This is a genomic window from Agreia sp. Leaf244 (genome assembly GCF_001422695.1).
Taxonomy (GTDB): domain Bacteria; phylum Actinomycetota; class Actinomycetes; order Actinomycetales; family Microbacteriaceae; genus Agreia.
This window is the reverse complement of the sequence record NZ_LMLX01000002.1, coordinates 1,024,854-1,049,596: the sequence shown is the minus strand read 5'-3', so window position 1 is coordinate 1,049,596 and position 24,743 is coordinate 1,024,854. Positions and strand designations below refer to the sequence as shown.

The window sequence follows — 24,743 nt, the reverse complement described above, 5'->3', positions numbered from 1 at the left end:
GAGCGCTCCTTAAAGCTGATTGATGGATTCTCCCACGCAGCGTGCCGGAGAGGGATTCCTGCGGCGACGCTGTCGAAGGTCACCGACGCACGGGTTCCCGGCCCGTCTCGTCGAGCGACCATCCGGCCACGCCCTCCCAGTCGCCGGCGTGCCTGCAGGCGGCGGCCCCGAGCTGCGACGCGAGCCTCAGGCGCTCGCCGACATCGTCGCCCCGGCTCAGCGCCACAAGGTAGCCGCCGACGAAGGCATCGCCGGCGCCGACCGTGTCGACGACCGTGACGGGCACGGCCGAGCCGAGCGTCGTCGTGCCGTCGATGCGGGCTGCGGATCCGCGGGCGCCGTCGGTGACGACCACGTGGTGGTGGCCATTCGCGGCAAGGGCGTCGGCGGCCTCGGCGGCCGTTGCCCCCTCGCCGTGCCAGCCGGGCAGCAGGAGGTCGACCTCGTCGACGCTCGAGAAGACGATGTCGGCTCGCCGGGCGATGTGCTGGTAGACGGTGCTCGCGCTGCGCGTCGACCAGAGGCGGCTGCGGTGGTTGACGTCGAACGAGACCGTGCACTCCGCCTCATCGGCACGCTCGAGCAGGCGGTCGATCGCCTCGTGCGCAGTCGACGAGAGGCCTGCGGTGATGCCGGTGACGTGAACGAGCGTTCGGCCCGTGAGCTCGAGTTGCTCGACGTCGGCCGCGCACAGGGTGCTGCCGGCGCTGAGCGACCGGTAGTAGCCGACGTCGGTGCGCCCGGCCGAGGAGATCTGCTTCACGAGCAGGCCGGTCGGATGGCCCGGGTCGACGATGGCGTGCACCTCGACGCCCTCTGCCCTGAGCTCCCTCGCCACGCGCTCGCCGAGCCCGTCGGCGCCGACGCGCCCCAGCCAGACCGCGGGAAGGCCGAGTCGGGCGACAGCCATCGCCACGTTCCCTTCGGCCCCGCCTGTGCTCACCGCGACGTCGGGAGCGCGCCGCAGGCCGTCGGGGGAGTCCGTGCGGAAGACCCCCAGGCCCTCGCCGACAGTCACCAGCCGGTCGATCATCGGGCGACCTCGTGCCTGAACCTGCGGGCACGCTCGGTCACCGCGTCGAACCGGTCGGGGCGGATCTCGGAACGCGGAGCTATCCAGCTGGTGCTCACCGACGCCACGCCGTCGACGGCGAACGACGCCGCGTTGTCGATGCCGATGCCCCCGCTGGGCACGAACTCGACATCGCCGAACGGACCGCGCAGGGCGGAGATCATCGCCACGCCGCCCAGCTGCGCCGCGGGGAAGAGCTTGAGCGTGCGGAGACCCTCGTCTCGAGCCGCCATCACCTCCGTGGCGGTCGAGACGCCGGGCACGCAGGCGACACCGAGCGCCGCGGCGGAGCGGATGACGCGAGTCGAGGCGCCCGGGCTGACGAGGAAGCGGGCGCCCAGGGCCACCGATTCCTCGGCTTGCCGCTCGGAGAGGACCGTGCCGGCTCCGACCAGGAATCCGGGAACCGTCGACATCGCTTCCAGCGCCTCCAGTGCGCGGGGCGTGCGAAGGGTGATCTCCGCGCACGCCACCCCGCCGGCCAGCAGGGCTTCGGCGAGGGGCACGGCGTGGGCGGGATCGTCGATGACGACGACGGGCAGAACCCGGATCGCGGCCAACTCGTCGAGCACGTCGCTCGCGGTCGAGGTCATCGGGCGAGCCACCCTCCGTCGACGGGCAGCACGATTCCCGTGACGTAGTCGGACGCGCGCGAAGACAGGAAGACGGCGGCGCCCCCGAGATCGGAGGCGTCGCCCCAGCGCCCCGAGGGGATGCGCTCGAGGATCGATCGCGACCGCTGCTCGTCGTTTCGCAGCGCCTCGGTGTTGTCGGTGCTGATGTAGCCCGGCGCGATCGCGTTCACCTGAACGCCGGATGCCGCCCATTCGTTGGAGAGGGCCCGCGTGAGCCCGAGGATGCCCGACTTCGCGGCCGCGTACCCGGGAACGTTGATTCCGCCCTGGAAGCTCAGGAGGCTCGCGGTGAAGACGATCTTGCCCGAGCCGCGGGTGAGCATGGGCCTCGCCACGGCCTGCGAGAGCACGAAGTGGCTCGACAGGTCGACCTCGATGACCCTGTCCCACGACGACAGCGGGTGGTCGATGGCGGGCGCGCGTTCTATGGTCCCCGCGTTGTTGATGAGGATGTCCGGCGCGCGTTCCGCGAGTTCCTCGCCCAACGCGACGACGGCGGCCCGGTCGCTGAAGTCGACCGTGCGGGCGTCGAAACGACGCCCCAGGGCCTCGATCTCGCCGGCGACCGCGTCGTCGGGTGCGGCGTTCGCGCTGACCCCTATGACATCGGCTCCCGCCTCGGCGAGGGCGAGCGCCATGGATCGGCCGATTCCTCGACGAGCGCCCGTGACAACCGCGAGCTTGCCTGCGAGGTCGAAGAGGCCGGTCATGCGTGCGACCCCTGCTCCGACGCCACATCGACCAGGATCTTGAGGGCCTGGCCCGATGCCAGCTCGTCGATGGCTCGACCCGTCTGCTCGAGCGGAACGACGGAGGTCACCAGGGCGTCGACGGGAATCACGCCGGTCGCGATCAGTTCGACCGCCCGCTCGAAGTCGGCCCGCTGGTACACGCGGGCGCCGAGGATGCGCAGCTCGCGCCAGAAGACCCGCTGCAGATCGACCTCGCGAGGGGTCGAATGGATGGCGACGACGACGAGAGTGCCGCGCACCTTGAGCAGGGCGGTGGCCTGTCGCACGGCTGCGGCGGCGCCGGACACTTCGAAGACTACGTCGGCGCCGTTGCCACCGGTGAGGTCGGCGACGGTCGACTCGATGTCGTTCGGGGCGACCGCCTCGAAACCGAGAGCGGCGACGCGGTCGCGGCGCGCGGCATCCAGTTCGACGACGACGACCCGTGCGCCGGCGTGCCGGGCGACGGTCGCGATGAGCACGCCGATCGGCCCGCCGCCGAGCACGACGACGGCGTCGCCGACCTGCAGTTCGGAGCGGCGCACGTCGTGCACCGCGACCGCAGTCGGTTCGACCAGGGCGGCGTCGCGCAGGTCCATGTCGTCGGGCAGGCGCACCAGGGTGGAGGCGGGAACGGTCCAGCACTCCTGCAGCGCGCCCGGCGAGTCGATGCCCACGAAGGTGAGGTTCTGACAGATGTGCTGGTTGCCGGCGAGGCACGCGGCGCACGTGTTGTCCCAGAGCAGGGGCATGACCGTGACCCGGTCGCCGACCTGCCAGTCGCCGACTCCGTCGCCGACGGCGTCGATGGTGCCGGATGCCTCGTGGCCGAACACAAGCGGGGTCGTCACTCGCGCACCCATGTTGCCGTGCGCGATATGGAGGTCGGTTCCGCAGAGCCCGCTGTAGGCCACGCGGATGCGGGCTTCCCCCGGACCTGGATCGACCTGCTCCGTTGTGATCGTCTCGATTCGGCCATCGCCGACGTATGCAGCACCCCTCATTGGGTCTCACTCTCCTGCGTGGAAATCCACGGTTGATAAACGGGTCGTCATTCATTATGTTGCACGTGAAGCAAATGATCGTCAATTAAATCTAATAAATGAAGTACATCGATTTGCTGTCTCCTCTCGCTATGGTGGGCTGACGCTCAGGCAGCCCGTCGTTGTGCATAGGTCACATGTATGATCTAATTCCGTTAGGGCCGCGCACCGCGGCTCGTCGTCAACGTCGTCGACCAGACAAGGACTCGAAATGGCTACACAGCAACGCCGCTTCACTCGTTTCGCCCGGACCATCGCAGTCGCGGTATCCGCCACCGCGTTGATCGCCCTGACCGCGTGCAGCGCAGGAGGAGGTGGGGGCGCAGGGGATTCGGACCTCGGATTCACTCCGGCCGAACAGGTCAAGGACAGCCCCATCACCGTGTGGGTCGACGCTTCCCGCGAGCCGGCGGTCGAGGCCTTCCAGGCGAAGTACCCCGACATCGAGCTCAACGTCGAGACGTATGACGGCAACGCCAGCGGCTCGGGCAGCTTCCAGACCAAGATCTCACTCTTCGATCAGGCGGGCGAGGGGTGGCCCGACGTCGTCTTCTCCACACAGAACAACGACGCGTCGTGGGCTTCCAAGGAGACCAACGGCCAGCAGGCCTTCGCGGCCCCGGTCAACAAGGGGTGGCTCGATCAGGACTTCCTCGACGGCTTCACTCCGGGCTCGCTCGACCCGCTCACGGTCGACGGCACCGTGTACGGCCTGCGCAACGACCTGGCCCAGTCGGTGTTCTGGTACGACCAGACGTTGTTCGACCAGTTCGGCTACGAGATCCCAACGACCTGGGAGGAATACGAGCAGCTGAGTGACAAGCTCGCCGCAGAGCACCCCGGCTACATCCTTGGCTCGGTCGGCGACGCCTTCCTGGGCATGCTCGTCTACTACTGGGGTGCGCAGGCTCCCGTCTTCCAGCTCGACGGCGACACGTTCAGCAGCGACACCTCGGCTGAGAACTCGAAGAAGATGACCGAACTGCTCGACCACATGGTCGCCAACGGCACCCTGACCACAGACAGCGTCTTCAGCTCGGACTTCGTGCAGAAGTACCAGGGCAAGGCCCTGGGCATGCCGGGACCGGTCTGGTTCATCGGCGCCCTCTTCCAGAACCCCGACAGCCTCAACGTTCCCGCGGGTCAGCTCGGTGCCGGCGCGCCTCTGGCCTGGGAAGGCGAAGAGATCGGAACCGGCAATGTCGGTGGCGGCACCTGGTTCGCATCCAGCCACACGAAGAACCTCGATGCGGTCAAGACCCTGATGGAGTTCGTGACGAGTGCGGACGAGTACCAGGTGGAGCTGGCCGGCGGTTACCCCGCCTACTCCGCCGCCGCTGAGAAGTGGATCGCGAAGCAGGCCACCGGTGGATACTTCGTCGGAGACTTCGAGCAGACGGTGGTGGATGCGTCGAGCCAGGTCTGGACTGGATGGGGCTACCCCAGCTTCAGCGCAGAGACCGCCTATTCGAAGGTCGTCCTGCCCGCGCTGGCCGCCGGTGACACGATCGAATCGGTCGCGCCGGAGTGGCAGAAGGAGATGGAGAACGAGGCGCAGGTCCAGGGTTACACCGTCGCCAAGTAACGACCGCTCCTCACTGAAAGAAGAAGCTCATCGCTATCTCCACCGCGGAGGCTCCCGCCGTCGGCCAGTCGAATGGCCGGCGGCCGGAGCCGCGCTCCAGACGTAAGAACCCGAACCGCGCACAGTCGCGAATGGGGTACACCTTCAGCGCGGGTTACGGCATCCTGCTGATCCTTTTCGGGCTGCTCCCTGCCCTGTACGCCGTTTTCCTGGCTTTCACCAGCGAAGGCGCCTTCGCCGGCATCGACAACTTCGTGAAGGTGTTCGACGACTATCGGTTCTGGCCCGCCGTGCAGCACGTCGCGCTGTACCTGGTCATCTGGTTGACCTTCCAGACGCTCTTCGTCGTCCTCCTCGCTCTGATCGTGCATGCGTTCGGCTCCCGGTGGCTGTCGGTGTCGACGCGGTTCCTGTACTACGTCCCCGGTGCCCTGGCCGGCGCATCCAGCGTGATGCTGTGGCTGTTCGTCCTCGACCCGTCCGTCAGTCCGGTCTCCGGCATCCTGCGGGCTCTCGGCATGGAGAGTTTCGTCGAGACCGTCGCTCTCGAGAATCTGCCGGTGATCTTCACGATCATCGCCTTCTGGACCGGCGCCGGAGGGTGGATCGTCATCATGTACGGAGCGCTCAACAACATCAGCCAGGAAGTCATGGAGGCCGCACGCGTCGACGGCGCCGGCACGGTCAAGACGGCTTGGTTCATCCAACTTCCCCTGCTGCGCAAATGGATCTCGTACATGGGAATCATGACGCTTGCGGCTGGAACGCAGCTCTTCGTCGAGCCGCGAATTCTCTCGCAGGCCAGCAAGGGCGTCGTGCCCGGCGACTATTCACTCAACCAGCTCGCCTACCTGTACGCGTTCCGACAGAACGACTTCAACGGGTCCGCGGCTATCTCACTCATCCTTCTCGTGGTCGCTCTCGGACTGGCCGCGTTCTTCGTCTTCCGTGGAGGTCTCTTTGAGCGCGACTGATGCAGTACTGACTCGCGATCGCCGAATGGCGAGTTCGCCCCGCGGCTGGATCGGTCGCGCTCTCGCGGTCGTCGTCGCCCTGGTGTTCGTGGTGTTCTTCGTGCTGCCGTTGATCTGGCTTCTGCTGGCGCCGACGAAGACACCGTTGCAGTTGTTGACCGGCAATCCGTTCTCGTTCGGAGGTTTCGACTCGCTCGTCGAGAACTGGCAGAGCCTGTCGGCGTTCCAGGACGGCATCGTCTGGACGTGGTTGGGGAACGCCGCCTTCTATTCCGGAGCGGGGCTCGTGCTCGCACTCGTCGTCAGTATCCCGGCAGGCTATGCCCTGGCGTTGACCGACTTCCGCCTGCGTTCCACGCTCCTCGTCACAACGTTGGTCGTGATGCTCATTCCCAACACCGCCCTGGTGCTTCCGATCTTCCTCGAGCTGAGCGCCGTGCGGCTGATCGGCAACCCGCTCTCGGTCATTTTGCCGTTCGCGTTCTTCCCGTTCGGGGTCTACCTCACCTATATCTACTTCTCGACCAGCGTCTCCCGAGATCTGCTCGATGCCGCCCGCATCGACGGGGCCAGCGAGTTCCGGGTGTTCTGGCGAGTCGCGATGCCTCTGGCAACGCCCGTCATCGCCTTGGTCGGTTTCTTCAACTTCGTCGGCAACTGGAACAACTACTTCCTGCCCTTCGTGATGGTGCCAGGCAGGAAATCACCGATTCAGGTGGGACTGGCGGAGCTGCTCTCGAATGTTCCGCTGTTCAATCCCACGTCGGCCGGTTCGGTGACGATCGAGGTGCCGACACTCGCGCTCGCGACGATCGTCTCGGTCGCGCCTGTGCTGATCATCTTCCTGTTCTCGCAACGATTCCTCGTGACCGGCATGACCGCAGGAGGAACGAAGGGCTGATGCAGCGCTACGGGCGGCCCGCCGGCACATAGACGCGATCGGCGGTGCCGCCCATCACCTCGCGCCTCTCGCCCTCGCTCAGCGACGCGACTGCCGAAGCCAGCGCATCCCACGTTCGCTCATACCCTCCCGCGAGTTCCGCGATCGGCCAGTCGCTTCCCATCAGGAGTCGGGACGGCCCGAGGATCTCGAGTGCCGTGTCGATGAAAGGGCGGATGTCGTCTTCCCGCCACGCGTCCAGTGGGCCGTCGGCAGGGTAGAGGCCCGAGAGCTTTGCGCGCACGAGAGGAGAGCGGGCCGCTGCCAGCAGCAGGCGCCGCCAGTCATCGAACGCGTGCCGATCTCCGCCGACGGGCGGTTTGCCGAGGTGGTCGATGACGACGACGAGATCCGGATGCTGCGCCGTCAGTTCCGGCAGATGGGCGAGCGCGTGGTGGTCGGCGGTCACGTAATCCAGCGGCATCCCCGCGTCGGCCATCGCGCGAAGGCCATCCTCGACCGCCGGACTCAGAATCCACCGGGTGTCCTGCCGCTCATGGAGCAGGCTCCGGATGCCGACCACGGGAGCACCTTGGTCGGCCCACGCGCTCAGGCGGCGGCGGGTGCCCTCGGAGTCGTCCAAAGGAGTCCACGCGACCACTCCCGCGACGTCGGACTGAGCTCGGGCCACCGAAAGCAGGTGCGCGGTGTCCTCGCCGTTGTCTGCCGCCTGCACGAGGATGACCGCGTCGATGCCCCGGCTCTGCCTCGCCCCTGCGGTCTCGTCGAGGTCGAACGAGCGGAAGAGCGGACCCGCATCCGGGCCGAGCCATGGGTAGTCTGCTGCCGTGAGATCCCAGACGTGGTGGTGGGCGTCGACGATGCGGTTCATGCGTGAAGGAGCTCCAGGTCGTGGAGCTGCTCCCACAGCGCCGGTGGAACGAGCGCCCGGTAGCGCTCGAGTGTGGAGGCGACCTGGGCCGCGCTGCGCATGCCGACGACGACCGATGCGATCTGCGGTCGAAGCAGGGGGAAGGCGATTGCGGCGGCGGGCAGCGTGACGCCGTGCAGATCGCACAGGTCTGCGATCTGCTGCGCGCGAGCGAGCGTCTGCTCGTCGGCCTCGCGATAATCGAAGCGGCCACCCTGCGCAGGCCGGTCGGTGCTGAGCAGGCCGGAGTTGTACACAGCCGCAGCGACAAGCGCGACGTTCCGTTCCTCCGCCAGTGGAAGCAACTCGTCTGCCGCCGACTGGTCGAGAAGCGTGTATCTGCCGGCCACCATCATGACGTCGACATCGCAGCGGCGGACGAATTCCGTCAGCATCGCCGCCTGGTTCATGCCTGCTCCGACCGCGCGGATGACGCCCTGGTCGCGGAGTTCGATGAGCGCCGAGATCCCAGTCGTCGAGGCGGCCTGCCAGTGATCGTCCGGGTCGTGCAGGTACGCGATGTCGATGCGGTCGAGCCCGAGGCGGTCGAGGCTGTCCGCGACGGAGCGCAGGATGCCGTCGCGCGAGAAATCCCACACGCGCTTGGTGCTCGCCTCCACGATGAAGCCGTCGTCATCCAGGCTGCCCGCCCCCGCCGGGTGGGGTTCGAGCAGGCGTCCGACTTTGGTGGAGAGGACGTAGGCGTCGCGGTCGCGGTGGCGGAGCGCGGCGCCGAGGCGTTTCTCGGACAGGCCGAGGCCGTAGTGCGGCGCGGTGTCGAAGTACCGGATGCCGACATCCCACGCGGCGTCGACGGCGGCGCGAGCGTCGTCGTCTGAAATCGCGCGATTCAGATTGCCGAGTTGCGCGGCGCCGAAGCCGATCTCCGTCAGGGAGAGGTCGCGCCCGATGCGTCGAGACTTCATGAGTGCTCCTCCGGCGTGGTCGCCCGATTCTCGATCCGACCGGTGCGCAATGCGACCTGGGCAGATTGAACATGTGATGTATGCTCTTTGTAGCTTATTGTAGGGGAAGACAAGGACGAAATGAAGATCACTGGTTACCGCTGCATCCGCACCTACCGTGACTGGGGGCGTCCGATCGGTGACGTGAACGGGTACATCGACAGCGGGCTGACCGAGGTGCCCATCGTGATCCTCGAGACCGACGAAGGCATCACGGGCATCGGCACCGGCTCCGACCAGGACATCGACCGGCTGTTCCCGGCCCTCGAGGGCGAAGACCCGCGTGCGGTCACGGCTCTCTACGACCGCATGCTCGCACGCGTCTTCAAGGCGGGTCACGCCGGGGCGACCTTCGGCGGCATCGGCGCGCTGGACATGGCCCTGTGGGACCTCAAGGCGAAGATCGCGGGCGAGCCGCTGTGGCGACTTCTCGGCGGCAGGGACAGGTTCGTCAGCGGGTACGCCTCGGGGCTCGACATCGCCCTCGACGACGAGAAGCTCGCGGCCTTCTACAAGAACATGGCCGAACTCGGATTCACGAGTGCCAAGCTCAAGGGCGGCCGCGACCTCGAGGCCGATCGGCGCCGACTGCAGATCATCGGCGACGAGCTCCGGTCGAACACGCGTCACCCCGCTCTGATGCTCGACGCGAACGAGTCGTGGAACCTCAAGCAAGCGGTGCGCTATGTGACGGCGCTCGAGGGCGACATCGATCTCACGTGGGTCGAGGAGCCGCTGCGACGGTGGGATGCTCCGGGTCACGCTCGACTGTCCAGTTCGGTGAAAGCGGCCGTGGCCACGGGTGAGAACCTGACAGGGCTCGAGCAGTTCAGGCCGTTGCTGGATGCCGGGGGCGTCGACATCGTGCAGGTCGGCTGCGTCTGGGGTGTCACGCATTTCCTCCGGGTTGCGAATCTCGCTCATGCCCATGACCTCCCGATCAGTCCGGTCGGGCTGACGTCGAATCAGGCGGTCGCCCATGCCGCGACCGCAGTCCCGAACCACATGGTGACCGAGGTGCAGGATCTGGGCGCGCCGTTCGGGTTGACCATCGACCAGGAGATTACAGACGGCGGCATCGTGCTCGGCGATGAGCCCGGTCATGGGGTGAGTGTCGACGAAGACGCGATCCTGGCGAGCCAGCGGTCGGCGAGCTGGCTCGTGCCTGCGGGGCCTCACGTGCGTCCGTCTCGGGCGGGCCTGCGGCTCGTCGCGGAGGACGACCGCGCGGAACGCGCTCTGTAAGGCCGGATGCGCTCGCAGGTGAGGCAGACCTCGGTCGAATTCCCTCGCATATATTGCGCATACGTCACACGTATGATTTCGTAGAGTCGGGGGCAAAGCCGCCCCGTTTGATCTCACGGAAGCGAATAGCCATGACACTGATGTCACATACGCGAGAAGTCTCTGTTCGAAAGAGAGGGTGGTGGAGGGCGCCTGTCGGATTGGCCGGTGCGGCCGCCCTTGTCCTGACCGGTCTGGGCACATCGGTCGCCCAGGCTGCCCCACCGGAGTCGGGCAGCGTCCTCTACGTGTCTCCCGATGGTGACGGCCAGGGCGACTGCCAGGAGCAGCAGCCGTGCTCGCTCGAGTACGCGCAGGGCGTCGTGCGAGACGAAGCCGCGAAAGGCACGGGCGATGTCACCGCCGTGCTCGCCGACGGCACCTACCGCATCGACCGCCCCCTGGAGTTCCGTGCGCAGGACGGCGGACGGGACGGACACACCGTGCGTTGGACGGCTGCCGAGGGTGCACACCCCGAGATCACGGGTTCCACCCGACTCACGAGCTGGCAGAGCTATGACGAGGCCGCGAACATCTACGTTGCGGACACGCCGGCCGGTTTCGAGACCCGGCAGCTCTACGTCGATGGCATCGCCGCGCCGCGCGCCGCCACCAGCCTGGCGCTGACCGACCTGACGCTCACCCCGACGGGCATGACGATCAACAATCCCGAGCTCGCCTACTTGGCGGATCTGCCTGATCAGGACCGGATCGAATTCGAGTCGCTTGGCGACTTCACCGACCGCTACTCCCCGGTGCAGAGCATCGCAGGCGACACGATCACGATGACTCAGCCCGCCTGGGACAACAACACGTGGGGCTGGGACACGGTGCAGAACTCGCTGCTCGCCGACTCGAAGTGGTTCATGGCCAACTCGCTCGGCTTCCTCGACCAGGCTGAGGAGTGGTACGTCGACCCCGAAGCGGGGAAGCTCTACTACAAGCCCGCAGACGGTGTGAACCCCGAGGACCTCGACATCGAGCTCCCGCGGGTGGAGACCCTCATCAGCGTGGGCGGCACGTATGACGCTCCCGTCTCCAACCTGGAGTTCAGCGGTCTCACCTTCGATGGCACCTCCTGGCTCGGCCCGTCCTCGGCCGAAGGGTACGTCAGCCAGCAGAACGGCGGCTACATCAAGGGCGTGTACGACTACCGCCCCGCCGACGCCTTCGACAACTGCAGCCGCGGCTGCGATCCGTATGAGCGCACGCGCAACACCTGGTTCCAGATCCCTTCCGCCGTGCAGGTGTCGGCCGCCGACCACATCACGTTTGCCGGGAACACCTTCCGCAACCTCGGGTCGTCGGCCCTCGGCATCGGCAATGACGACAACGCGATGCTCACCGGGGTCGGGCTCGGCGCCAGCAACATCGACGTGACCGGCAACGTGTTCACCCAGGTCGGTGGCCACGCCCTCTTCGTGGGCGGCATTCGGGCGGACGCGCATCATCCCAGCGATCCCCGCATGACGAACCAGGACATCCTCATCGAGAACAACACCATCAGTCACGTCGCCGTGGAGTACCAGGACACCTCGGGCATCCTCAGCACCTACGTGACCCGGGCGCAGATCGTGCACAACGAGGTGAGGGACCTCGCCTACGCGATCGACACCGGCTACGGCTGGGGCATCAACGACCCGGGCGGCTCGCAGGAGTACCAGAACCGCGGGTACTACCAGTACAACCCGCTGTACCAGACGCCGACGACGCTCAAGGACAACCTGATCGCGGGCAACCTCGTGCACGACATCAAGGCCGACTTCGCCGACTCCGGCAACATCTACAACCTCTCGGCCAGCCCGGGCACGATCATCGAGAACAACTACATGTACAACGTCTCGGGCGTCGGAATCTATCTGGACGAGGGCAGCCGCTACACGCTCTCCCGGCACAACGTCCTGGGCGACGCGAACCCGTGGGTGTTCACCAATGCGTACAGCGCCGGCAACGGCACGAACGACAACACGCTGCAGGAGAACTGGCACACCGGCGGAGAGCAGATGCCGAACGCCGAGGCGCGCAACAACCGGCTGATCGACAATGTGAAGGTCAGCGGTGACGACTGGCCGAGCGGTGCGTGGGACGTCATCTGCGCGGCAGGCGTCGCCCCCGAGTACCGCACGGAGCTCAATGTCAATCTGGGTGGTATCGACCCGCGGTGCCCGACGGATGTGACCAAGCCGCAGGTGACGCTCGTGTCGCCGACCACGGCTGGTCCGTTCCAGCAGCTCGCCGTGCAGGTCGACGCGACCGACGACTACGGGCTGCAGAGGATCGTCGCGAACATCTACCAGGGATCGACTCTCGTCAAGTCCACGCAGACCGCGGTCGGCGGGGCCAAGACGGGCACTCACTCGGCGACGGTCGATCTTCCCGCGGGTGACTACACGATCAAGTACAACGCGCAGGATCTGAGTGGGAACATCTCGCAAACGAGCACCTTCGCATTCACGATCGACACCACGGCACCGACCGTCACGATCAAGAACGGCGCGAAAGAGACGGTGGGCTCCGACGGCACCTACTCGCTCGTGAGCTTCAAGCTCAACGACGCGGGCAAGATCGACAAGCTCACCCTCAACGGCGTCGAGAAGGATCTCGTGAATAACGCGTGGTCTGATCTCAACTACGTCAAGCCGGGTGCGTTCGGTGGTGTTGCGGGGACGAACACCCTCGTCGTCTACGACGTCGCCGGCAACGCCACGACGCTCACGTTCACGCTGAGCTAACGTTCCAGCACGACCGATGTGCCCCCGCGTCGTCACCGGCGCGGGGGCACATCGCCGCCCCACCCACCACTCCAGATGAGGATCTTGTTGCTTTGACAGACATCGACGACCGCGTACTCTTCGGCGCCGCTTACTACCACGAATACCAGCCCTCCCCTCGGCTGGACGAAGATCTCGACCTCATGCAGCAAGCGGGGTTCTCGGTGATCCGGGTGGGCGAGTCCACGTGGGCCACCTGGGAGCCGGAGGATGGAGTATTCGACCTCGACTGGCTGCAGCCGGTCCTCGACGGGGCTCATTCGCGCGGCATCGCCGTCGTGCTGGGTACGCCCACCTACGCCGTGCCCCCGTGGCTGACGCGAAAGTATCCCGAGATCGCCGGAGAGCGACGCACCGGAGAGCGCATCGGTTGGGGCGCCCGCCAAGAGATGGATCTGACGCACGCCGCCTACCGCTTCCACGCCGAGCGCGTGATCCGTGCCGTCGTCGGTCGCTACCACGACCACCCCGCGGTGGTCGGGTTCCAGGTGGACAACGAACCCGGTCTCGAGTTGCTGTACAACGAGGGTGTGTTCCAGGCCTTCGTCGACGACCTGCGCCGCACCTACGGTGACGTGGAGACCCTGAACCGGGAGTGGGGACTCGTCTACTGGTCGCATCGACTCGCCACCTGGGCCGACCTCTGGAGGCCGGACAACAACGCCCAACCCCAGTACGACCTCGCCTGGCGCAAGTTCCAGGCCCGGATGGTCACCGAGTTCATCGCCTGGCAGGCCGGGATCGTTCGCGAGATCGTCGGCACCGAGAAGTTCGTGACCACCTGCATCGCCTACGACAGGCCTGGAGTGCAGGACCCGGAGCTGACGGCAGCTCTGGATGTGACCGCGGGCAATCCCTACTACGCGATGCAGGACGGTCTTGCGCTTCCAGCCACGGAGACTCCCACGCCGGGCTGGACGACAAGCGGCAGCTGGTCGATATTCCACAGCGCAGACCGCATGTACTCGTCGAAGCAGGCGCGGTTCCTGGTCACCGAGACGAATGCCGGCGCCATCGGCGGGCCAGCCATGAACGCGCCCGCGTTCGATGGGCAGTGGCGACAGGCCGCCTGGGCGATGATCGCCCGCGGCGCACGAATGATCGAGTACTGGCACTGGCACACGCTGCACTTCGGAGCCGAGACGTTCTGGGTCGGAATCCTCCCGCACGACCAGCGGCCGGGGCGCGTCTACGAGCAGTTGGCCGCGCTGGGTGCGGAGATCACATCGGCCGAGGATCACCTGGTCGGACTCGTGCCGGACGCCACGGTGGGGCTGCTGTGGTCGAACGAGTCGATGTGGGGCCTCGAAGGTCAGCCGGCACTTGCCCGAGAGGATGGCTCGGCCGACCCCGCCAGCTACCAGCGAATCGTGCACGCCTTCTATCGAGGAGCGTTCGATGCCGGTGCGCCTGTGCGAATCGTCCACGACGTTCAGCTGGTCGAACAGACCGACGGCACGCGGCTTCGTGAGCCGGCCGACGTTGCCGCCGAGCTGCCCGTGCTGCTGGTGCCGGCCCTCTACGTGGCCGGCGATGCGCTGCTCGACTGGTTGCGCGACTACGCCGAGGCGGGCGGACATCTGGTGCTCGGACCGCGGACCGGGTATGCGGACACCGAAGCCCGGGCGCGCACGGAGATCAAGCCGGCGCGGCTCGCCGCCACCGCCGGGGTGAGCTACCAGGAGTTCAGCAACTTGGCGGCGCCGGTGCGCGTGACGGGCTCGGCCGGCGCACTGGAGCTGCCCGCTGCCGCCGCCGGCGAGGCATGGGTCGACTACCTGCGGGTCTCGGATGATTCCGTCCAGATCCTCGCTCGCTACGAGCATCCTGCATTCGGTCCGTACCCCGCGATCACCACCGTCGGGGCGGGGCTGGGGCGTGTGACTGTCGTCGGTACCGTGCCCAACGCCGAACTATCCGCTGCGTTGGTGTCCTGGGCGGTGCCGGCCGGAAGCGACGCCTGGACCGCTCTGACGACAGGATCGGTCACGGCGACGTCGGCGACGACGGCCGCGGGTCGTCGGCTGCGAGTCCTGCACAACTGGTCGTGGGAGGCCTGCTCGGAGACGTTGCCGAGCGACGTCACCGATCTCCTCGCATCCGAGCCTCTCAAGGCCGGCGCGGTGATCGAGTTGGGACCGTGGGACGTGCGCGTTTTTCTCGAGTAGGCGAGCTGCTACTCGCTTGACTGAGCCGCCCCGGCCCCGCCCCGCTCGTGCGGCGCGTGGTCGGGGAGCCGACGTCGCTCCCACGAGATGTGGATGTGATCGTGCATGGCCTTCTCGGCACCGGCGACGTCACCGCGCGTGATCGCGTCGACGATGTCCGCGTGTTCCTGCAGGGTGCGGGAGACCGCATCCGGGGGATTGATGCCCTGGTAGCGACTGGATTCGACCGCTCGCTTGTAGAGGTGCTTGGCGATGTTCTCGGCGAGCCGGTTCATCGAGATCTCCATCAGCGCGAAGTGGAACACGACATCGGCCTGCCGGAACGAGTCGGTCTCCGACTCGCTCTCCCGCATCGCGGTGAGCGCGTTCTCCAGACGTCGAAGCTCTTCGGGCGAGCGCCGCGCGGCCACGGCGCCGGCCATCGCGGATTCCAGGCTGGCCCGCACGACGGTCAGCTGGTCGAGTACGCCGAGGCTCTGGTCGTTGTCGATGAGCGCCGAGAGCACCACCGGATCGAGCATGTTCCAGGATCCGGGAGCGAGCACTTGCGTGCCTCGCCCCTGCGAGACGATGACAAGGCCCTTTTCCTCGAGGCGTTTCACCGACTCCCGCAGCACGGTGCGGCTTACTCCGAACCGCTCGCTAAGCGGTCCCTCCGGCGGCAGAAGGTCGCCTTCTTTGAGCTGCCCGGTGACGATGAGCTCCACCAATTCGGCGACGACGGCGACTCCGAGGCGCTCTGCCGGGAGTCGCGTGGGAATGAGTTGCGACGCGGGCGAGAGTTCGGGCACCATACGTATGACTTTAGCTGCGCCCCCGCTTTTTTCGTACGGCCGACATGAGGCTCAGCCCTGGGCGAGCTTCGCGACGTCGTCCCACTTCTCCCAGCCCGCGAGCCTCGACTCGTAGTCGGGGCGCACGATGTCGAACGCCGACGCGCCGAAGAACACGCGCAGAGGCGGCTCGTCGGCGTCGACCACGCGCAGCAGGGCCGTCGCGGAGGCGGAGGGGTCGCCCGCTCCAGCCGCCAGACGGGCGCGCTGCTGCGCTCGGCGCTCACGAGCCCCGTCGTAGGCGGGGTTGGGCTGCGCCGTGCGAGCGCTCGGGCCGGACCAGTCGGTGGCGAAGCCTCCGGGCTCGACCAGTGTCACGTGGATGCCGAACTCGGCCACCTCCTGTGCGAGGGCTTGAGAGAAGCCCTCGAGGGCCCACTTCGACGCGTGATAGGCGCTCAGGTTCGGGAAGGCCGAGACGCCTCCGATCGACGAGACCTGGATGATGTGGCCCGAGCCCTGCTGCCGCAGGAGGGGGAGTGCGGCCTGGGTGACCCAGATCGCGCCGAAGACATTCGTCTCGATCTGGTCGCGGAGCTCCTGCTCGCTCAGCTCCTCCGCCATGCCGAACTGGCCGTAGCCGGCGTTGTTGACGACGACGTCGAGGCGACCGAAGTGGTCGAAGGCCTGCTGCACTGCGGCGAAATCGGCTTCTCGGTCGGTGACGTCGAGGGCGATCGGGAGGAGCGCGTCGCCGTACTTCTCGACCAGGTCGTCGAGAGACGACGTGTCGCGCGCTGTCGCTGCGACGCGATCGCCCCGCTCGAGGGCGGCCGCCGTCCATTCCCGTCCGAATCCTCGTGATGTACCTGTGATGAACCACGTCTTCTGAGTCATGCATTCACAAACGCGTCAGCGGCCGATGCTATTCCGCTCCTGTGGCCGCCCGAGGCTACTCGTAGACGTCGCGACGGTGGCCGAGGGTGACGACGACGATGAGGAGAACTCCGTCGTCGATCGTGTAGAGGATCCGATAGTTTCCGACTCGCACTCGATAGCCAGGCCGACCTTGGAGGGCCTTCGCCTGCGGAGGCCTCGGATCCTCACCGAGGAGCGCGATCACTCCCTGGATTCGTGGGCGATCTTGCGGGTCGATTCTGCGCAGCGCCTTCAGGGCTGCCGGGCGCAGTTCGATGCGGTACCGGCTCATTGCCAGCCGAGGTCGGCCTTCGCCTGCGCCCAGGGAATGTTGTCGCCCTCTTCGGCTATGGCCGAGTCGAAGGCGCGCAGGTCTTCGGCCTCTTCGAGCGCGTCCATCAGGCGCTCATACTGTTCCGGGCTGATGACGACGGCCTCGGTGCGTCCGTGCCTCTCGATGAACACGGCCTCGTTATGCGACCGCGCGACCAGTTCGGAGAAGTTGGCGCGAGCCTCGGTGACGTTGATGGTCGACATGGGCCAAGTGTACATTTCTACAAGAAATCTGTACGGGGTCATAGAAAACCAAAGCGGTGGGGAGTCGACGGCGAAGCAAACGGGCCTCCGAGGTGATCGGAGGCCCGTCTCGCTGACGTTGCTACGGCCTGACGAAGATGTCGTCGGCCAGGATTCCGGGCGTCACGCGCAGGAGTCCCGCGTCTCCATCCGGGATGACGAATGCCGCGGAGCCGGTTGCGGATGCGCCGGTGAAGAGCTCGTCGAGACCGACGGCATCGGTCAGGATGACGAAATTGTCATACGTGTTGACGACGTTGCCTGACGCGGTGACGTAATCGACTCCGACTTCGGCCGCGTAGCTGGAATCCGCGCCGGTGTACGTGACCGTGTAGTTGACGACTGCGTAGTGCGACCCAGCGGGTGCTGCCTCGTTGAACTGATTTGCCTCTGCGACGACGGCTGTGCCATCCGGATTGAAGGAGTTGATGACGATGGTCCACTTGTCGCCGGAGATGGTCGAGCCCACGGCAACGGGGTTCTCCCTAGTGCCAGCTTCGGCGGCGGGGGCTTCGGATGGAACTGGTTCCTCTTCCGCCGCGGGTGCCTGGCTCGACTCGGCGGGGTCCTCGACGACAACCGTCGAATCGCCGAAGGCGTTGCTGAACGACGTGGCGACGACCGCGAAGAAGACGATGACGGCGACGATCGTGCCAACCACTGAGATGATCAGGCCCGCGATTCCGAGGCCCTTGCCCGATCCCTTGAGAAACAGGGAGACGATGGCGAGAACGAAGGAGATCGGGAGCAGGATCCATCCGACGACGAGAGCCCCGGGGATGCACGCGAAGATGAAGCCGACGATCGACGTGATCAACGCTACGAGCGCGAGCACATTGCGCCCCGGCTTCGGCGGCGGAGTTGATTCGAATTGGTTCGATTGGGGAATGGGAGGTTGTGCGTATGCGGGCGGGACCTGCTGTGAGCCCGCCCCCGGCTCTTGGTATGTCATATGACCTGAGCCTCGCAGACGTGAGAGATTGTCATAATGCCCACTTAGGGGGGCAGATCGATTTCTTTGGAACTCGGTGTTCCAAAATCGAGGACCGTATCCCTCGTTCAGCTACGAGAGCCCTGCGATCTCGCGCAGGGTCGCCAGGTGTGCCTTCCACGCGGTGCGGCCCTGCCTGGTGAGGGTGAGTGAGGTGCGCGGCATCTTTCCGGCGAACGATTTGCCCACCGCCAGGTATCCGGCCCCCTCGAGCAGCGAGACCTGCTTGCTCAGGGCGGAGTCGGTGATCTCGACGGCGTCGCGAACCTCTTTGAATGACAGCGTCGACGCCCGATCGAGCGCGGCCACGATCGAGAACCGCACCGGGTTCTGCAGCAGCTCGTCGAGGCGGTGCCGCGGGTGCTGCTCGATCGCGGTCACGAGCGAGCCTCTCGTGCGGCGCACGCCATGGTGACGACCAGGATGAGTGCCGAGGTGATGCCCGACGCGAGCACGGAACCGTGAGCCCAGATCACCACGGAGATCGCTGCGGCGTACGTCACGAACCAGGTCGCGATGTATGCGGTCCAGCGGCGTCCGCGCGCGAACGCCGAACGACCGCGGATGGTGATCATGAAGAACATGATGAGCGCGAACGTGGCGGTCAGCGTGCCGAAGTACGCCAGGCCGAACGCGTTCCCGCTCGTGAGGCCCATGGCGAGCGTGCCCATCGAGGTCGCCACGCCGAGCGCGAGGATGAACGTGATGTACGGCCAGCGCGTCGCGTTGTGGGCGGAGCGGCTGAGGTGCTCCGCGCGATCGAGAAGTGCCTGTGCTTCGGCCGGGGCTACGGGGGTGGTGTCGCTCATGGTGATCTCCTTGTCGTTGCCTCGAGTCTCGCAAGTACTTTCCATTTAAGCAAGTACTTTCCAAGATTCTCGACAACGCAGCGAACTGAGCGGAATTCTCGGATCCTTGGAACAATGGAGCGACGATCGCACATCGTGCATGGGGGAATTCAGTGTCATCAGTCCAGAGCGTGACCCGCCGCGATGCCATCGCGCAGTACGACATCGTCGGCGCATCCCCGCAGGCCGACCTGCAAGGGCTCGCCGAGCTGGCCGCGCTCATGTGCGCTGTCCCGACCGCCGTCATCAACCTCATTGACGACACGAACCAGTACCAGGTGGCGGCTACGGGCTTCGAGCCGTCGGTGTGCACGATAGAGGAGTCGATGTGCGCGGTGGCCCTGCGCACGCCCGGCCTGACCGTGGTGCCCGACGCGACCCTCGACGCGCGCTTCGCATCCAACCCGTTCGTCACGGGAGACCTGGCCAACGTGCGTTTCTACGCGTCGAGCCCGCTGATCACCCCGGCGGGCGTGCCCATCGGAACCATCTGCATCTTCGACGAGATCACCCGCGACCTCACCGACGACATCGCGCACAGCCTCGACCTGATCGCGCATCAGATCGTCGACGTTCTCGAGCTTCGCCGCATCACCCGCGACCTCGAGTCGTCGAACGAGCAGCTCGAGCGTTTCGCCGGCCAGGTCAGCCACGACCTGCGCAATCCGCTCACGGCGGTGGCCGGGTTCATCGAACTCGCAGCAGACAGCCCCGCGGTGGTCGCCGCGCCCGAGGTCGCCGCCGCGCTCTTCCGAGCGGATGCGGCCGCCACCCGCATGGACAGCATGATCGCCGACCTGCTCGACTTCGCGCGGCTCGGGGGCGCCCGTCCGCGCCGACAGCAGCTCGAGCTGAGCGAACTCATCCGCGCCGTGCTCGACGACCTCGACCAGGCGATCCGCATCACCGAGTCCGTCGTCTCGGTCGATGCCGACGCGCAGATCTCCGGCGATCCGACCCTGCTCGGCGCCCTGTTCCAGAACCTCATCGCCAATGCCGTGAAGTTCAGTCACGCGGCGGGTGTCGACCCGCGCGTCGAGGTTCGGGCTCACGCGCTGGATGGCGCCTGGCGCATCACGGTCGACGACAACGGCCCCGGCGTTCCCGAGGGCCAGCGCGAGCGCGTGTTCGGACTGATGGAACGCAACACGTCGGGCGACACCCCGGGTCTCGGCATCGGCCTCTCGACGTGCCGACGCATCGTGGATGCTCACGGCGGCACGATCGGCATCGACCGGTCGCCGTCGGGTGGCGCAAGCGTGTGGGTGCTGCTGCCGCGCTCGGCGTAGCTCAGGCCTGGGCGATGGCCCTGTCGAGCCACTCGACGAGCACCTGTCGCTCGGCCGAGCTCAGGGCGTCGAGGTCGGGAGCGACCGCCCGGAATGCTACGGCGGCCGTGAGGCGATCGTCGGAGACCGGCCCCGGCGCATCCGTGAGTATATGGCTGAGCACGGCGTCGTACATGGCGTCGGGCAGGCCGGCATCGCGGAACTCCGGCGGAGTCGCGAGCATGGTCTGAATCGTGCCGATGCCCGCTGCCTGAATGATTCCGACCGCGCGGTTCTCGCCGACGCGCAGCCTGCCGGCGGCGGCGACGCGGTGCACGCGGGCCTCGAGAACGCGCCGGCCAGACTGTGCGGCGGGGGAGCCCTCGACTCGAGCGGGGTCGCTGAGCAGGCGGAACAGCACCGGATTCGAGAGTCCGAAGTCGATCTGCGTGTCCCATCCGTGGCGCAGGTCGTCGAGCGGGTCGACGTCGTCGTCGGCGGCCGCCTGCACGATGGCGGCCTTCGTGGCGACGAACTCGCTCATCACGTGCTCGGCGACGGATTCGAGGAGCCCGTCTTTATCTCCGAACAGGCGATAGATCGCCGGCGCCTGAACGCCGGCCCGCACTGCGACGGCTCGAGTCGTGACCGCTGCCGGCCCGTCGTTCTGCAGAAGATGAGCCGCGGCGTCGATGATGCGGGCGCGCGTGTCGGCCTGGCCGCTCGCTCGGGTCGTCTTCTCCACGTAACGACGATAACAGTCGGATGTTATCACGAAGTGTTTCCGGTGTTACTGTTTAACCGATTTCATCGATAACACGAAAGGCTCACCCATGATCATCGTCACCGGAGCAACCGGAGCCCTCAATGGCGCAACCGTCGACCACCTCCTCGAGCGCGTCGCGGCAAGCGACATCGTCGTCGCGGTGCGAGACACCGCCAAGGCCCAGCGCTTCGCCGACCTCGGCATCGAGGTGCGGCGCGCCGACTACGCAGACCCGGCCTCGCTCGCGCCGGCCTTCGACGGGGCGGACCAGCTGCTGCTCGTCTCGTCGAGCGACCAGAAGGCCGACGCGGTGAGCCTGCATCGCGCCGCCGTCGACGCCGCCGTGCAGGTCGGAGTCGGGCGCATCCTCTATACGAGCCACCAGGGCGCCGCACCCGACACGCCCTTCGGGCCGGGCCGCGACCACGCCGCCACCGAGCGGCTGCTGGCCGCATCCGGAATCGCCTGGACCTCGCTGCGCAACGGCTTCTACGCGCACTCCCTCGCGTGGAGCCTCGGCGACTGGCGCGAATCCGGCGTCGTCACCGTTCCCGTCGACGGCCCGATGTCGTGGACCGCGCGCGAGGATTCGGCCGAGGCGGCGGCGGTGATCCTCGCGTCGAACGGCGGCTACGACGGAGTCGTGACCCTCACGGCGAGCGCGGCGCCCACGTTCGCAGACATCGCGGCGATGGCATCGGATGCGACGGGTCGGCCCGTGCGCATTCGCGAGATCGGCGACGACGCCTGGGTCGCCGCGCAGGTGGCGGCCGGTCAGCCGGAGTTCGTGGCGCGCTTCATGCTGGGCATGTATCAGGCCGCGCACGGGGGATTCTTCGCCGGGACCGACCCCCTTCTCGCGACTCTGCTCGGTCGGGAGCCGCGGACAGTTCAGCAGGTGCTCGGCCTCGACGGCGGGCAGAACGCTCACTAGTCGGATACATAATCGTGTAGATTGGATCCTATTCAGTGAGGCTCGCGCCTCCGACGTGAGGAGCCCGAGTGATCCAGACCGTACTCGGGCCCGTCGAAGCGGCCGCGCTCGGCTCGGTCTCGATGCACGAGCACCTGCTGACCGACGCCAGCGCGCTGCAGCGCCCCGGGGTCGAGGCCCTCGACCCCGACCAGCCCGTCACGGCCGACCTCGCCGCCGCCCTGCGCTGGAGCCAGCTGGCGCTCGCCGACAACCTGCGGCTCGACGACCTCGATCTGCTGGCCGACGAGGTGGCGGGCGGTGCGCGCGCCGGACTCGGGGCCGTGGTCGACCTCAGCTCGCTCGGCTTCGGGCCCGATCATGCGCGCCTTCCCGAGCTCGCCCGCCGGGGCGGCATGCACGTCGTCGCCGGCTACGGCGCGTACCTTCCCCGCCTGCTGCCCGAGTGGTACCTGGCCCTCGACGAAGACGGGCGCACGGCACTGTTCGAGCGGGCCCTGACCGATGCGGTGCCCGGCGCCGACTATCGCGCCGGCATCCTCGGCCTCATGGGAACGACCGGCGCGTTCTCGACCCCCGACGGCGACGAGGAGCGTCGCAGCCTCACCGCCGCGGGCCGGGCAGCGCTCGCGACCGGTTCTGCGATCAGCGTGCGGCTCGCCGCCGACGCGCGCAACGGGCTCGCGGTGCTCGAGCACCTCACATCCATGGGCGTGGAGCCGCAGAGCGTGGTGTTCACGACCGTCGACGAGTTCCTCGACCTGCCCTATCTGCGCGACCTCGGTCAGGCCGGCGCGGTTCTCGAGATGTGCTTCGGCAACGAGGGCTCGCACGTCGGCCGCATCCGCAATGCGAGCGACCCGCAACGACTGGATGCCCTGGGCTCGCTTCTCGAGGACGCCCCCGACACGCGCTGGGTGCTCGGGCACAGCACCTGGACGAAGGGGCAGCTGCGCCGGTTCGGTGGACACGGCCTCGACCATCTGAGCGCGCGGGTCGTGCCGGCGCTGAGGCTTCTCGGAGTCTCCGACGATGTGCTCCATCGCATGACCGTGCTCGAGCCGGCCCGGCTCCTCGACCTTTCCGACTGACCAGAACCCACCACCCGGAGGACCCCATGAGAGACCAGCTTTCCCCGCTCGCAAGTATCGAGCCGTATCTTCTCGACGGTGCCTGGGTGACGCCGGAGGGCGCCGAACTGATCGACGTGATCGACCCGGCGACCGAGGAGCTGCTGACGCGGGTGCCGCAGGCGGACGCGGCCCAGATCGACGCCGCGGTCGCCGCGGCCAGGCGTGCGCACGACGATCGCCGGTGGAGCGGAATGACCCCGCACGATCGCAGCCGCATCCTGAACCGGGTCGCAGACCTGATCGAGGAGCGGCTCGAAGAGCTGGCGCAGCTCGAGACCCGCGACAACGGCAAGCCGATCGAGCGCTCGCGCGCAGACACCGCGACCTCGGCCCGCGTCTTCCGCTACTACGCGGGAGCTCCGTCGCGGCTGACCGGAACGGTCATCCCGATCGACGGCGGCCAGCACCACGTCTACACGACGATGGAGCCCGTGGGCGTCGCCGCCCTCATCCTGCCCTGGAACTTCCCGATCATGACGGCGAGCTTCAAGGTCGCGCCCGCGCTGGCGGCGGGGTGCGCGATCATCGTGAAGCCCGCGGAGCAGACCCCGGTCACTATGCTGCGTCTCGCGGCGATCTGCGAGGAGGCCGGCGTTCCGGTGGGCGTCGTGCAGGTACTGACCGGTGACGGCCGGGTCGGCGCGGCTCTCACGGCGCATCCGGGCGTCGACAAGGTCTCGTTCACGGGCAGCACCGAGGTGGGCCGCAAGGTCATGACCGCGGCGAGCGCCGACTTCAAACGCCTGACGCTCGAGCTCGGCGGCAAGAGCCCCAACATCGTCTTCGAAGACGCCGACCTCGACGCGGCCGTGCTCACCGCGATGCGCGCCTCGTTCGGGCACTCCGGCCAGATGTGCACCGCGGGCAGCCGCCTGCTCGTGCAGCGGTCGATCCTCGAGGAGGCCACGGCGCGCCTGGCCGAGGCCGTGAGGCGCGTGTCGCTCGGCGACGGCCTCGCGGGCGGCGTGACCGTCGGACCGCTCGTGTCTGAGGAGCAGCGCCAGCAGGTGCTCGGCTACATCGCGCGCGGGCAGGATGAGGGGGCCACTATCGCGGTGGGCGGCGGCGTGCCCGATCGAGCCGGCTACTACGTGGAGCCGACGCTCTTCACGGGAGTCACGAACGACATGACCATCGCCCGCGAGGAGATCTTCGGACCGGTCGTCGGCATCATCCCGTTCGACGACGAAGACGAGGCCGTCGCCATCGCCAACGACCAGAGCTATGGGCTCGCCGCCGGAGTGTGGACTCGCGATCTCTCCCGGGCGCACCGCATGGGCCAGCGCCTGCGGGCCGGAACCGTGTGGGTGAACACCTACAACGTGTTCGACCCGGCGCTGTCGTTCGGCGGCGTGGGCGAGTCGGGGCTGGGCCGCGATCTCGGCGAAGAAGCGCTGCTCTCGTTCTGCGAGTCGAAGAGCGTGGTCATCGCCCTCTGACCCTCGCACGCCTCGCCTCGCTGGAGGCCACGACCTCACTGAGGTGCGGGAAGTGGCC

General features: G+C 67.3%; 24 protein-coding genes. 10 read left to right on the top strand and 14 right to left on the bottom strand.

From position 1 onward, the window contains the following. Positions 1–79 precede the first annotated feature (79 nt). Genes ASF06_RS09640 through ASF06_RS09625 form a run of 4 tightly spaced genes read right to left on the bottom strand, consistent with a single transcriptional unit; the run spans position 80 to position 3,442 of the window. Positions 80–1,033: a sugar kinase gene (locus tag ASF06_RS09640; protein WP_055945990.1), complete on the bottom strand. Its 954-nt coding sequence runs from the start codon at positions 1,031–1,033 to the stop codon at positions 80–82. After that, on the bottom strand, positions 1,030–1,665 hold the full coding sequence (locus tag ASF06_RS09635) for a bifunctional 4-hydroxy-2-oxoglutarate aldolase/2-dehydro-3-deoxy-phosphogluconate aldolase (RefSeq protein ID WP_055945987.1): 636 nt from the start codon (positions 1,663–1,665) through the stop codon (positions 1,030–1,032). Before ASF06_RS09635 ends, ASF06_RS09640 begins: the two co-directional genes overlap by 4 nt. Next, the gene (locus tag ASF06_RS09630) at positions 1,662–2,417 is read right to left on the bottom strand and encodes an SDR family oxidoreductase (protein ID WP_055945984.1); all 756 of its coding nucleotides are present in this window, start codon (positions 2,415–2,417) and stop codon (positions 1,662–1,664) included. The genes ASF06_RS09635 and ASF06_RS09630 overlap by 4 nt, the downstream gene beginning before the upstream one ends. Then, positions 2,414–3,442, bottom strand: a complete 1,029-nt coding sequence (locus ASF06_RS09625) for a zinc-dependent alcohol dehydrogenase (RefSeq protein WP_055945981.1) — start codon at positions 3,440–3,442, stop codon at positions 2,414–2,416. Before ASF06_RS09625 ends, ASF06_RS09630 begins: the two co-directional genes overlap by 4 nt. 250 nt (positions 3,443–3,692) lie before the next feature. On the opposite strand from ASF06_RS09625, the gene ASF06_RS09620 reads away from it, so the two are divergent. The 3 genes from ASF06_RS09620 (at position 3,693) to ASF06_RS09610 (ending at position 6,941) form a co-directional block, all read left to right on the top strand. Beyond that, a complete protein-coding gene (locus tag ASF06_RS09620) occupies positions 3,693–5,066 on the top strand; it encodes an ABC transporter substrate-binding protein (protein ID WP_055945978.1) in 1,374 nt (457 codons plus the stop codon). Between the two features lie 131 nt (positions 5,067–5,197). Continuing rightward, entirely contained in the window at positions 5,198–6,040 is an 843-nt protein-coding gene (locus ASF06_RS09615) for a carbohydrate ABC transporter permease (RefSeq protein WP_157439133.1), read from the top strand. A 25-nt stretch (positions 6,041–6,065) separates the two neighbouring features. Beyond that, a complete protein-coding gene (locus ASF06_RS09610; RefSeq protein ID WP_055945971.1) occupies positions 6,066–6,941 on the top strand; it encodes a carbohydrate ABC transporter permease in 876 nt (291 codons plus the stop codon). A 7-nt stretch (positions 6,942–6,948) separates the two neighbouring features. On the opposite strand, the gene ASF06_RS09605 is transcribed toward ASF06_RS09610, so the two are convergent. Then, positions 6,949–7,812 carry an amidohydrolase family protein gene (locus tag ASF06_RS09605; RefSeq protein ID WP_055945969.1) on the bottom strand — a complete coding sequence of 288 codons (864 nt, stop codon included), beginning with the start codon at positions 7,810–7,812 and terminating at the stop codon, positions 6,949–6,951. Then, positions 7,809–8,777 (bottom strand): aldo/keto reductase, encoded by a 969-nt coding sequence (locus ASF06_RS09600; RefSeq protein ID WP_055945964.1) that lies wholly within the window; start codon positions 8,775–8,777, stop codon positions 7,809–7,811. Before ASF06_RS09600 ends, ASF06_RS09605 begins: the two co-directional genes overlap by 4 nt. A gap of 120 nt (positions 8,778–8,897) precedes the next feature. Here ASF06_RS09600 and ASF06_RS09595 point away from each other — a divergent pair, with 120 nt between their 5' ends. From ASF06_RS09595 to ASF06_RS09585, 3 genes are all read left to right on the top strand, one after another. Then, positions 8,898–10,061 carry a mandelate racemase/muconate lactonizing enzyme family protein gene (locus tag ASF06_RS09595; protein ID WP_055945961.1) on the top strand — a complete coding sequence of 388 codons (1,164 nt, stop codon included), beginning with the start codon at positions 8,898–8,900 and terminating at the stop codon, positions 10,059–10,061. A 287-nt stretch (positions 10,062–10,348) separates the two neighbouring features. Continuing rightward, positions 10,349–12,832 (top strand): right-handed parallel beta-helix repeat-containing protein, encoded by a 2,484-nt coding sequence (locus ASF06_RS09590; RefSeq protein ID WP_235500960.1) that lies wholly within the window; start codon positions 10,349–10,351, stop codon positions 12,830–12,832. 92 nt (positions 12,833–12,924) lie between these two features. Further along, a complete protein-coding gene (locus tag ASF06_RS09585; protein WP_055945956.1) occupies positions 12,925–15,039 on the top strand; it encodes a beta-galactosidase in 2,115 nt (704 codons plus the stop codon). Positions 15,040–15,047: 8 nt separating this feature from the next. Here ASF06_RS09585 and ASF06_RS09580 read toward each other — a convergent pair whose 3' ends face one another. From ASF06_RS09580 to ASF06_RS09550, 7 genes are all read right to left on the bottom strand, one after another. Further along, positions 15,048–15,833 carry a FadR/GntR family transcriptional regulator gene (locus ASF06_RS09580; protein WP_055945953.1) on the bottom strand — a complete coding sequence of 262 codons (786 nt, stop codon included), beginning with the start codon at positions 15,831–15,833 and terminating at the stop codon, positions 15,048–15,050. 51 nt (positions 15,834–15,884) lie between these two features. Then, positions 15,885–16,709 (bottom strand): SDR family oxidoreductase, encoded by an 825-nt coding sequence (locus ASF06_RS09575; RefSeq protein WP_055945950.1) that lies wholly within the window; start codon positions 16,707–16,709, stop codon positions 15,885–15,887. A gap of 55 nt (positions 16,710–16,764) precedes the next feature. Then, positions 16,765–17,022, bottom strand: coding sequence for a type II toxin-antitoxin system RelE family toxin (locus tag ASF06_RS09570; RefSeq protein WP_055945947.1), 258 nt, complete (start codon positions 17,020–17,022; stop codon positions 16,765–16,767). Beyond that, positions 17,019–17,267 carry a type II toxin-antitoxin system Phd/YefM family antitoxin gene (locus ASF06_RS09565; RefSeq protein WP_055945944.1) on the bottom strand — a complete coding sequence of 83 codons (249 nt, stop codon included), beginning with the start codon at positions 17,265–17,267 and terminating at the stop codon, positions 17,019–17,021. The genes ASF06_RS09570 and ASF06_RS09565 overlap by 4 nt, the downstream gene beginning before the upstream one ends. Before the next feature lie 121 nt (positions 17,268–17,388). Next, the gene (locus tag ASF06_RS09560; protein WP_055945941.1) at positions 17,389–18,141 is read right to left on the bottom strand and encodes a hypothetical protein; all 753 of its coding nucleotides are present in this window, start codon (positions 18,139–18,141) and stop codon (positions 17,389–17,391) included. A gap of 228 nt (positions 18,142–18,369) precedes the next feature. Next, positions 18,370–18,678, bottom strand: a complete 309-nt coding sequence (locus tag ASF06_RS09555; RefSeq protein WP_055945939.1) for a winged helix-turn-helix domain-containing protein — start codon at positions 18,676–18,678, stop codon at positions 18,370–18,372. Beyond that, complete coding sequence (locus tag ASF06_RS09550) at positions 18,675–19,106, bottom strand: hypothetical protein (protein WP_055945936.1); 432 nt, start codon at positions 19,104–19,106, stop codon at positions 18,675–18,677. Before ASF06_RS09550 ends, ASF06_RS09555 begins: the two co-directional genes overlap by 4 nt. 152 nt (positions 19,107–19,258) lie before the next feature. Between ASF06_RS09550 and ASF06_RS09545 the strand changes: the two genes are divergently transcribed. Further along, entirely contained in the window at positions 19,259–20,434 is a 1,176-nt protein-coding gene (locus tag ASF06_RS09545) for a sensor histidine kinase (RefSeq protein WP_082500822.1), read from the top strand. A gap of 1 nt (position 20,435) precedes the next feature. Here the strand turns inward: ASF06_RS09545 and ASF06_RS09540 are convergent, their stop codons facing one another. Next, positions 20,436–21,158 (bottom strand): TetR/AcrR family transcriptional regulator, encoded by a 723-nt coding sequence (locus ASF06_RS09540; protein WP_055945932.1) that lies wholly within the window; start codon positions 21,156–21,158, stop codon positions 20,436–20,438. Between the two features lie 88 nt (positions 21,159–21,246). Between ASF06_RS09540 and ASF06_RS09535 the strand changes: the two genes are divergently transcribed. The 3 genes from ASF06_RS09535 to ASF06_RS09525 all read left to right on the top strand — a co-directional run bounded on the left by ASF06_RS09535 (position 21,247) and on the right by ASF06_RS09525 (position 24,685). Next, positions 21,247–22,113 carry an SDR family oxidoreductase gene (locus ASF06_RS09535; protein ID WP_055945929.1) on the top strand — a complete coding sequence of 289 codons (867 nt, stop codon included), beginning with the start codon at positions 21,247–21,249 and terminating at the stop codon, positions 22,111–22,113. Positions 22,114–22,181: 68 nt separating this feature from the next. Beyond that, positions 22,182–23,204 carry a hypothetical protein gene (locus ASF06_RS09530; RefSeq protein WP_055945927.1) on the top strand — a complete coding sequence of 341 codons (1,023 nt, stop codon included), beginning with the start codon at positions 22,182–22,184 and terminating at the stop codon, positions 23,202–23,204. 26 nt (positions 23,205–23,230) lie between these two features. After that, on the top strand, positions 23,231–24,685 hold the full coding sequence (locus ASF06_RS09525; protein WP_055945924.1) for an aldehyde dehydrogenase family protein: 1,455 nt from the start codon (positions 23,231–23,233) through the stop codon (positions 24,683–24,685). Positions 24,686–24,743 lie beyond the last annotated feature (58 nt).

Excerpts from the sequence above, each read along its gene's own strand:
- ASF06_RS09640 (WP_055945990.1), bottom strand. The coding sequence starts at position 1,033 with ATGATCGACCGGCTGGTGACTGTCGGCGAGGGCCTGGGGGTCTTCCGC.
- ASF06_RS09635 (WP_055945987.1), bottom strand. The coding sequence starts at position 1,665 with ATGACCTCGACCGCGAGCGACGTGCTCGACGAGTTGGCCGCGATCCGG.
- ASF06_RS09630 (WP_055945984.1), bottom strand. The coding sequence starts at position 2,417 with ATGACCGGCCTCTTCGACCTCGCAGGCAAGCTCGCGGTTGTCACGGGC.
- ASF06_RS09625 (WP_055945981.1), bottom strand. The coding sequence starts at position 3,442 with ATGAGGGGTGCTGCATACGTCGGCGATGGCCGAATCGAGACGATCACA.
- ASF06_RS09620 (WP_055945978.1), top strand. The coding sequence starts at position 3,693 with ATGGCTACACAGCAACGCCGCTTCACTCGTTTCGCCCGGACCATCGCA.
- ASF06_RS09615 (WP_157439133.1), top strand. The coding sequence starts at position 5,198 with ATGGGGTACACCTTCAGCGCGGGTTACGGCATCCTGCTGATCCTTTTC.
- ASF06_RS09610 (WP_055945971.1), top strand. The coding sequence starts at position 6,066 with ATGGCGAGTTCGCCCCGCGGCTGGATCGGTCGCGCTCTCGCGGTCGTC.
- ASF06_RS09605 (WP_055945969.1), bottom strand. The coding sequence starts at position 7,812 with ATGAACCGCATCGTCGACGCCCACCACCACGTCTGGGATCTCACGGCA.
- ASF06_RS09600 (WP_055945964.1), bottom strand. The coding sequence starts at position 8,777 with ATGAAGTCTCGACGCATCGGGCGCGACCTCTCCCTGACGGAGATCGGC.
- ASF06_RS09595 (WP_055945961.1), top strand. The coding sequence starts at position 8,898 with ATGAAGATCACTGGTTACCGCTGCATCCGCACCTACCGTGACTGGGGG.
- ASF06_RS09580 (WP_055945953.1), bottom strand. The coding sequence starts at position 15,833 with ATGGTGCCCGAACTCTCGCCCGCGTCGCAACTCATTCCCACGCGACTC.
- ASF06_RS09575 (WP_055945950.1), bottom strand. The coding sequence starts at position 16,709 with ATGACTCAGAAGACGTGGTTCATCACAGGTACATCACGAGGATTCGGA.
- ASF06_RS09570 (WP_055945947.1), bottom strand. The coding sequence starts at position 17,022 with ATGAGCCGGTACCGCATCGAACTGCGCCCGGCAGCCCTGAAGGCGCTG.
- ASF06_RS09565 (WP_055945944.1), bottom strand. The coding sequence starts at position 17,267 with ATGTCGACCATCAACGTCACCGAGGCTCGCGCCAACTTCTCCGAACTG.
- ASF06_RS09550 (WP_055945936.1), bottom strand. The coding sequence starts at position 19,106 with ATGAGCGACACCACCCCCGTAGCCCCGGCCGAAGCACAGGCACTTCTC.
- ASF06_RS09535 (WP_055945929.1), top strand. The coding sequence starts at position 21,247 with ATGATCATCGTCACCGGAGCAACCGGAGCCCTCAATGGCGCAACCGTC.
- ASF06_RS09525 (WP_055945924.1), top strand. The coding sequence starts at position 23,231 with ATGAGAGACCAGCTTTCCCCGCTCGCAAGTATCGAGCCGTATCTTCTC.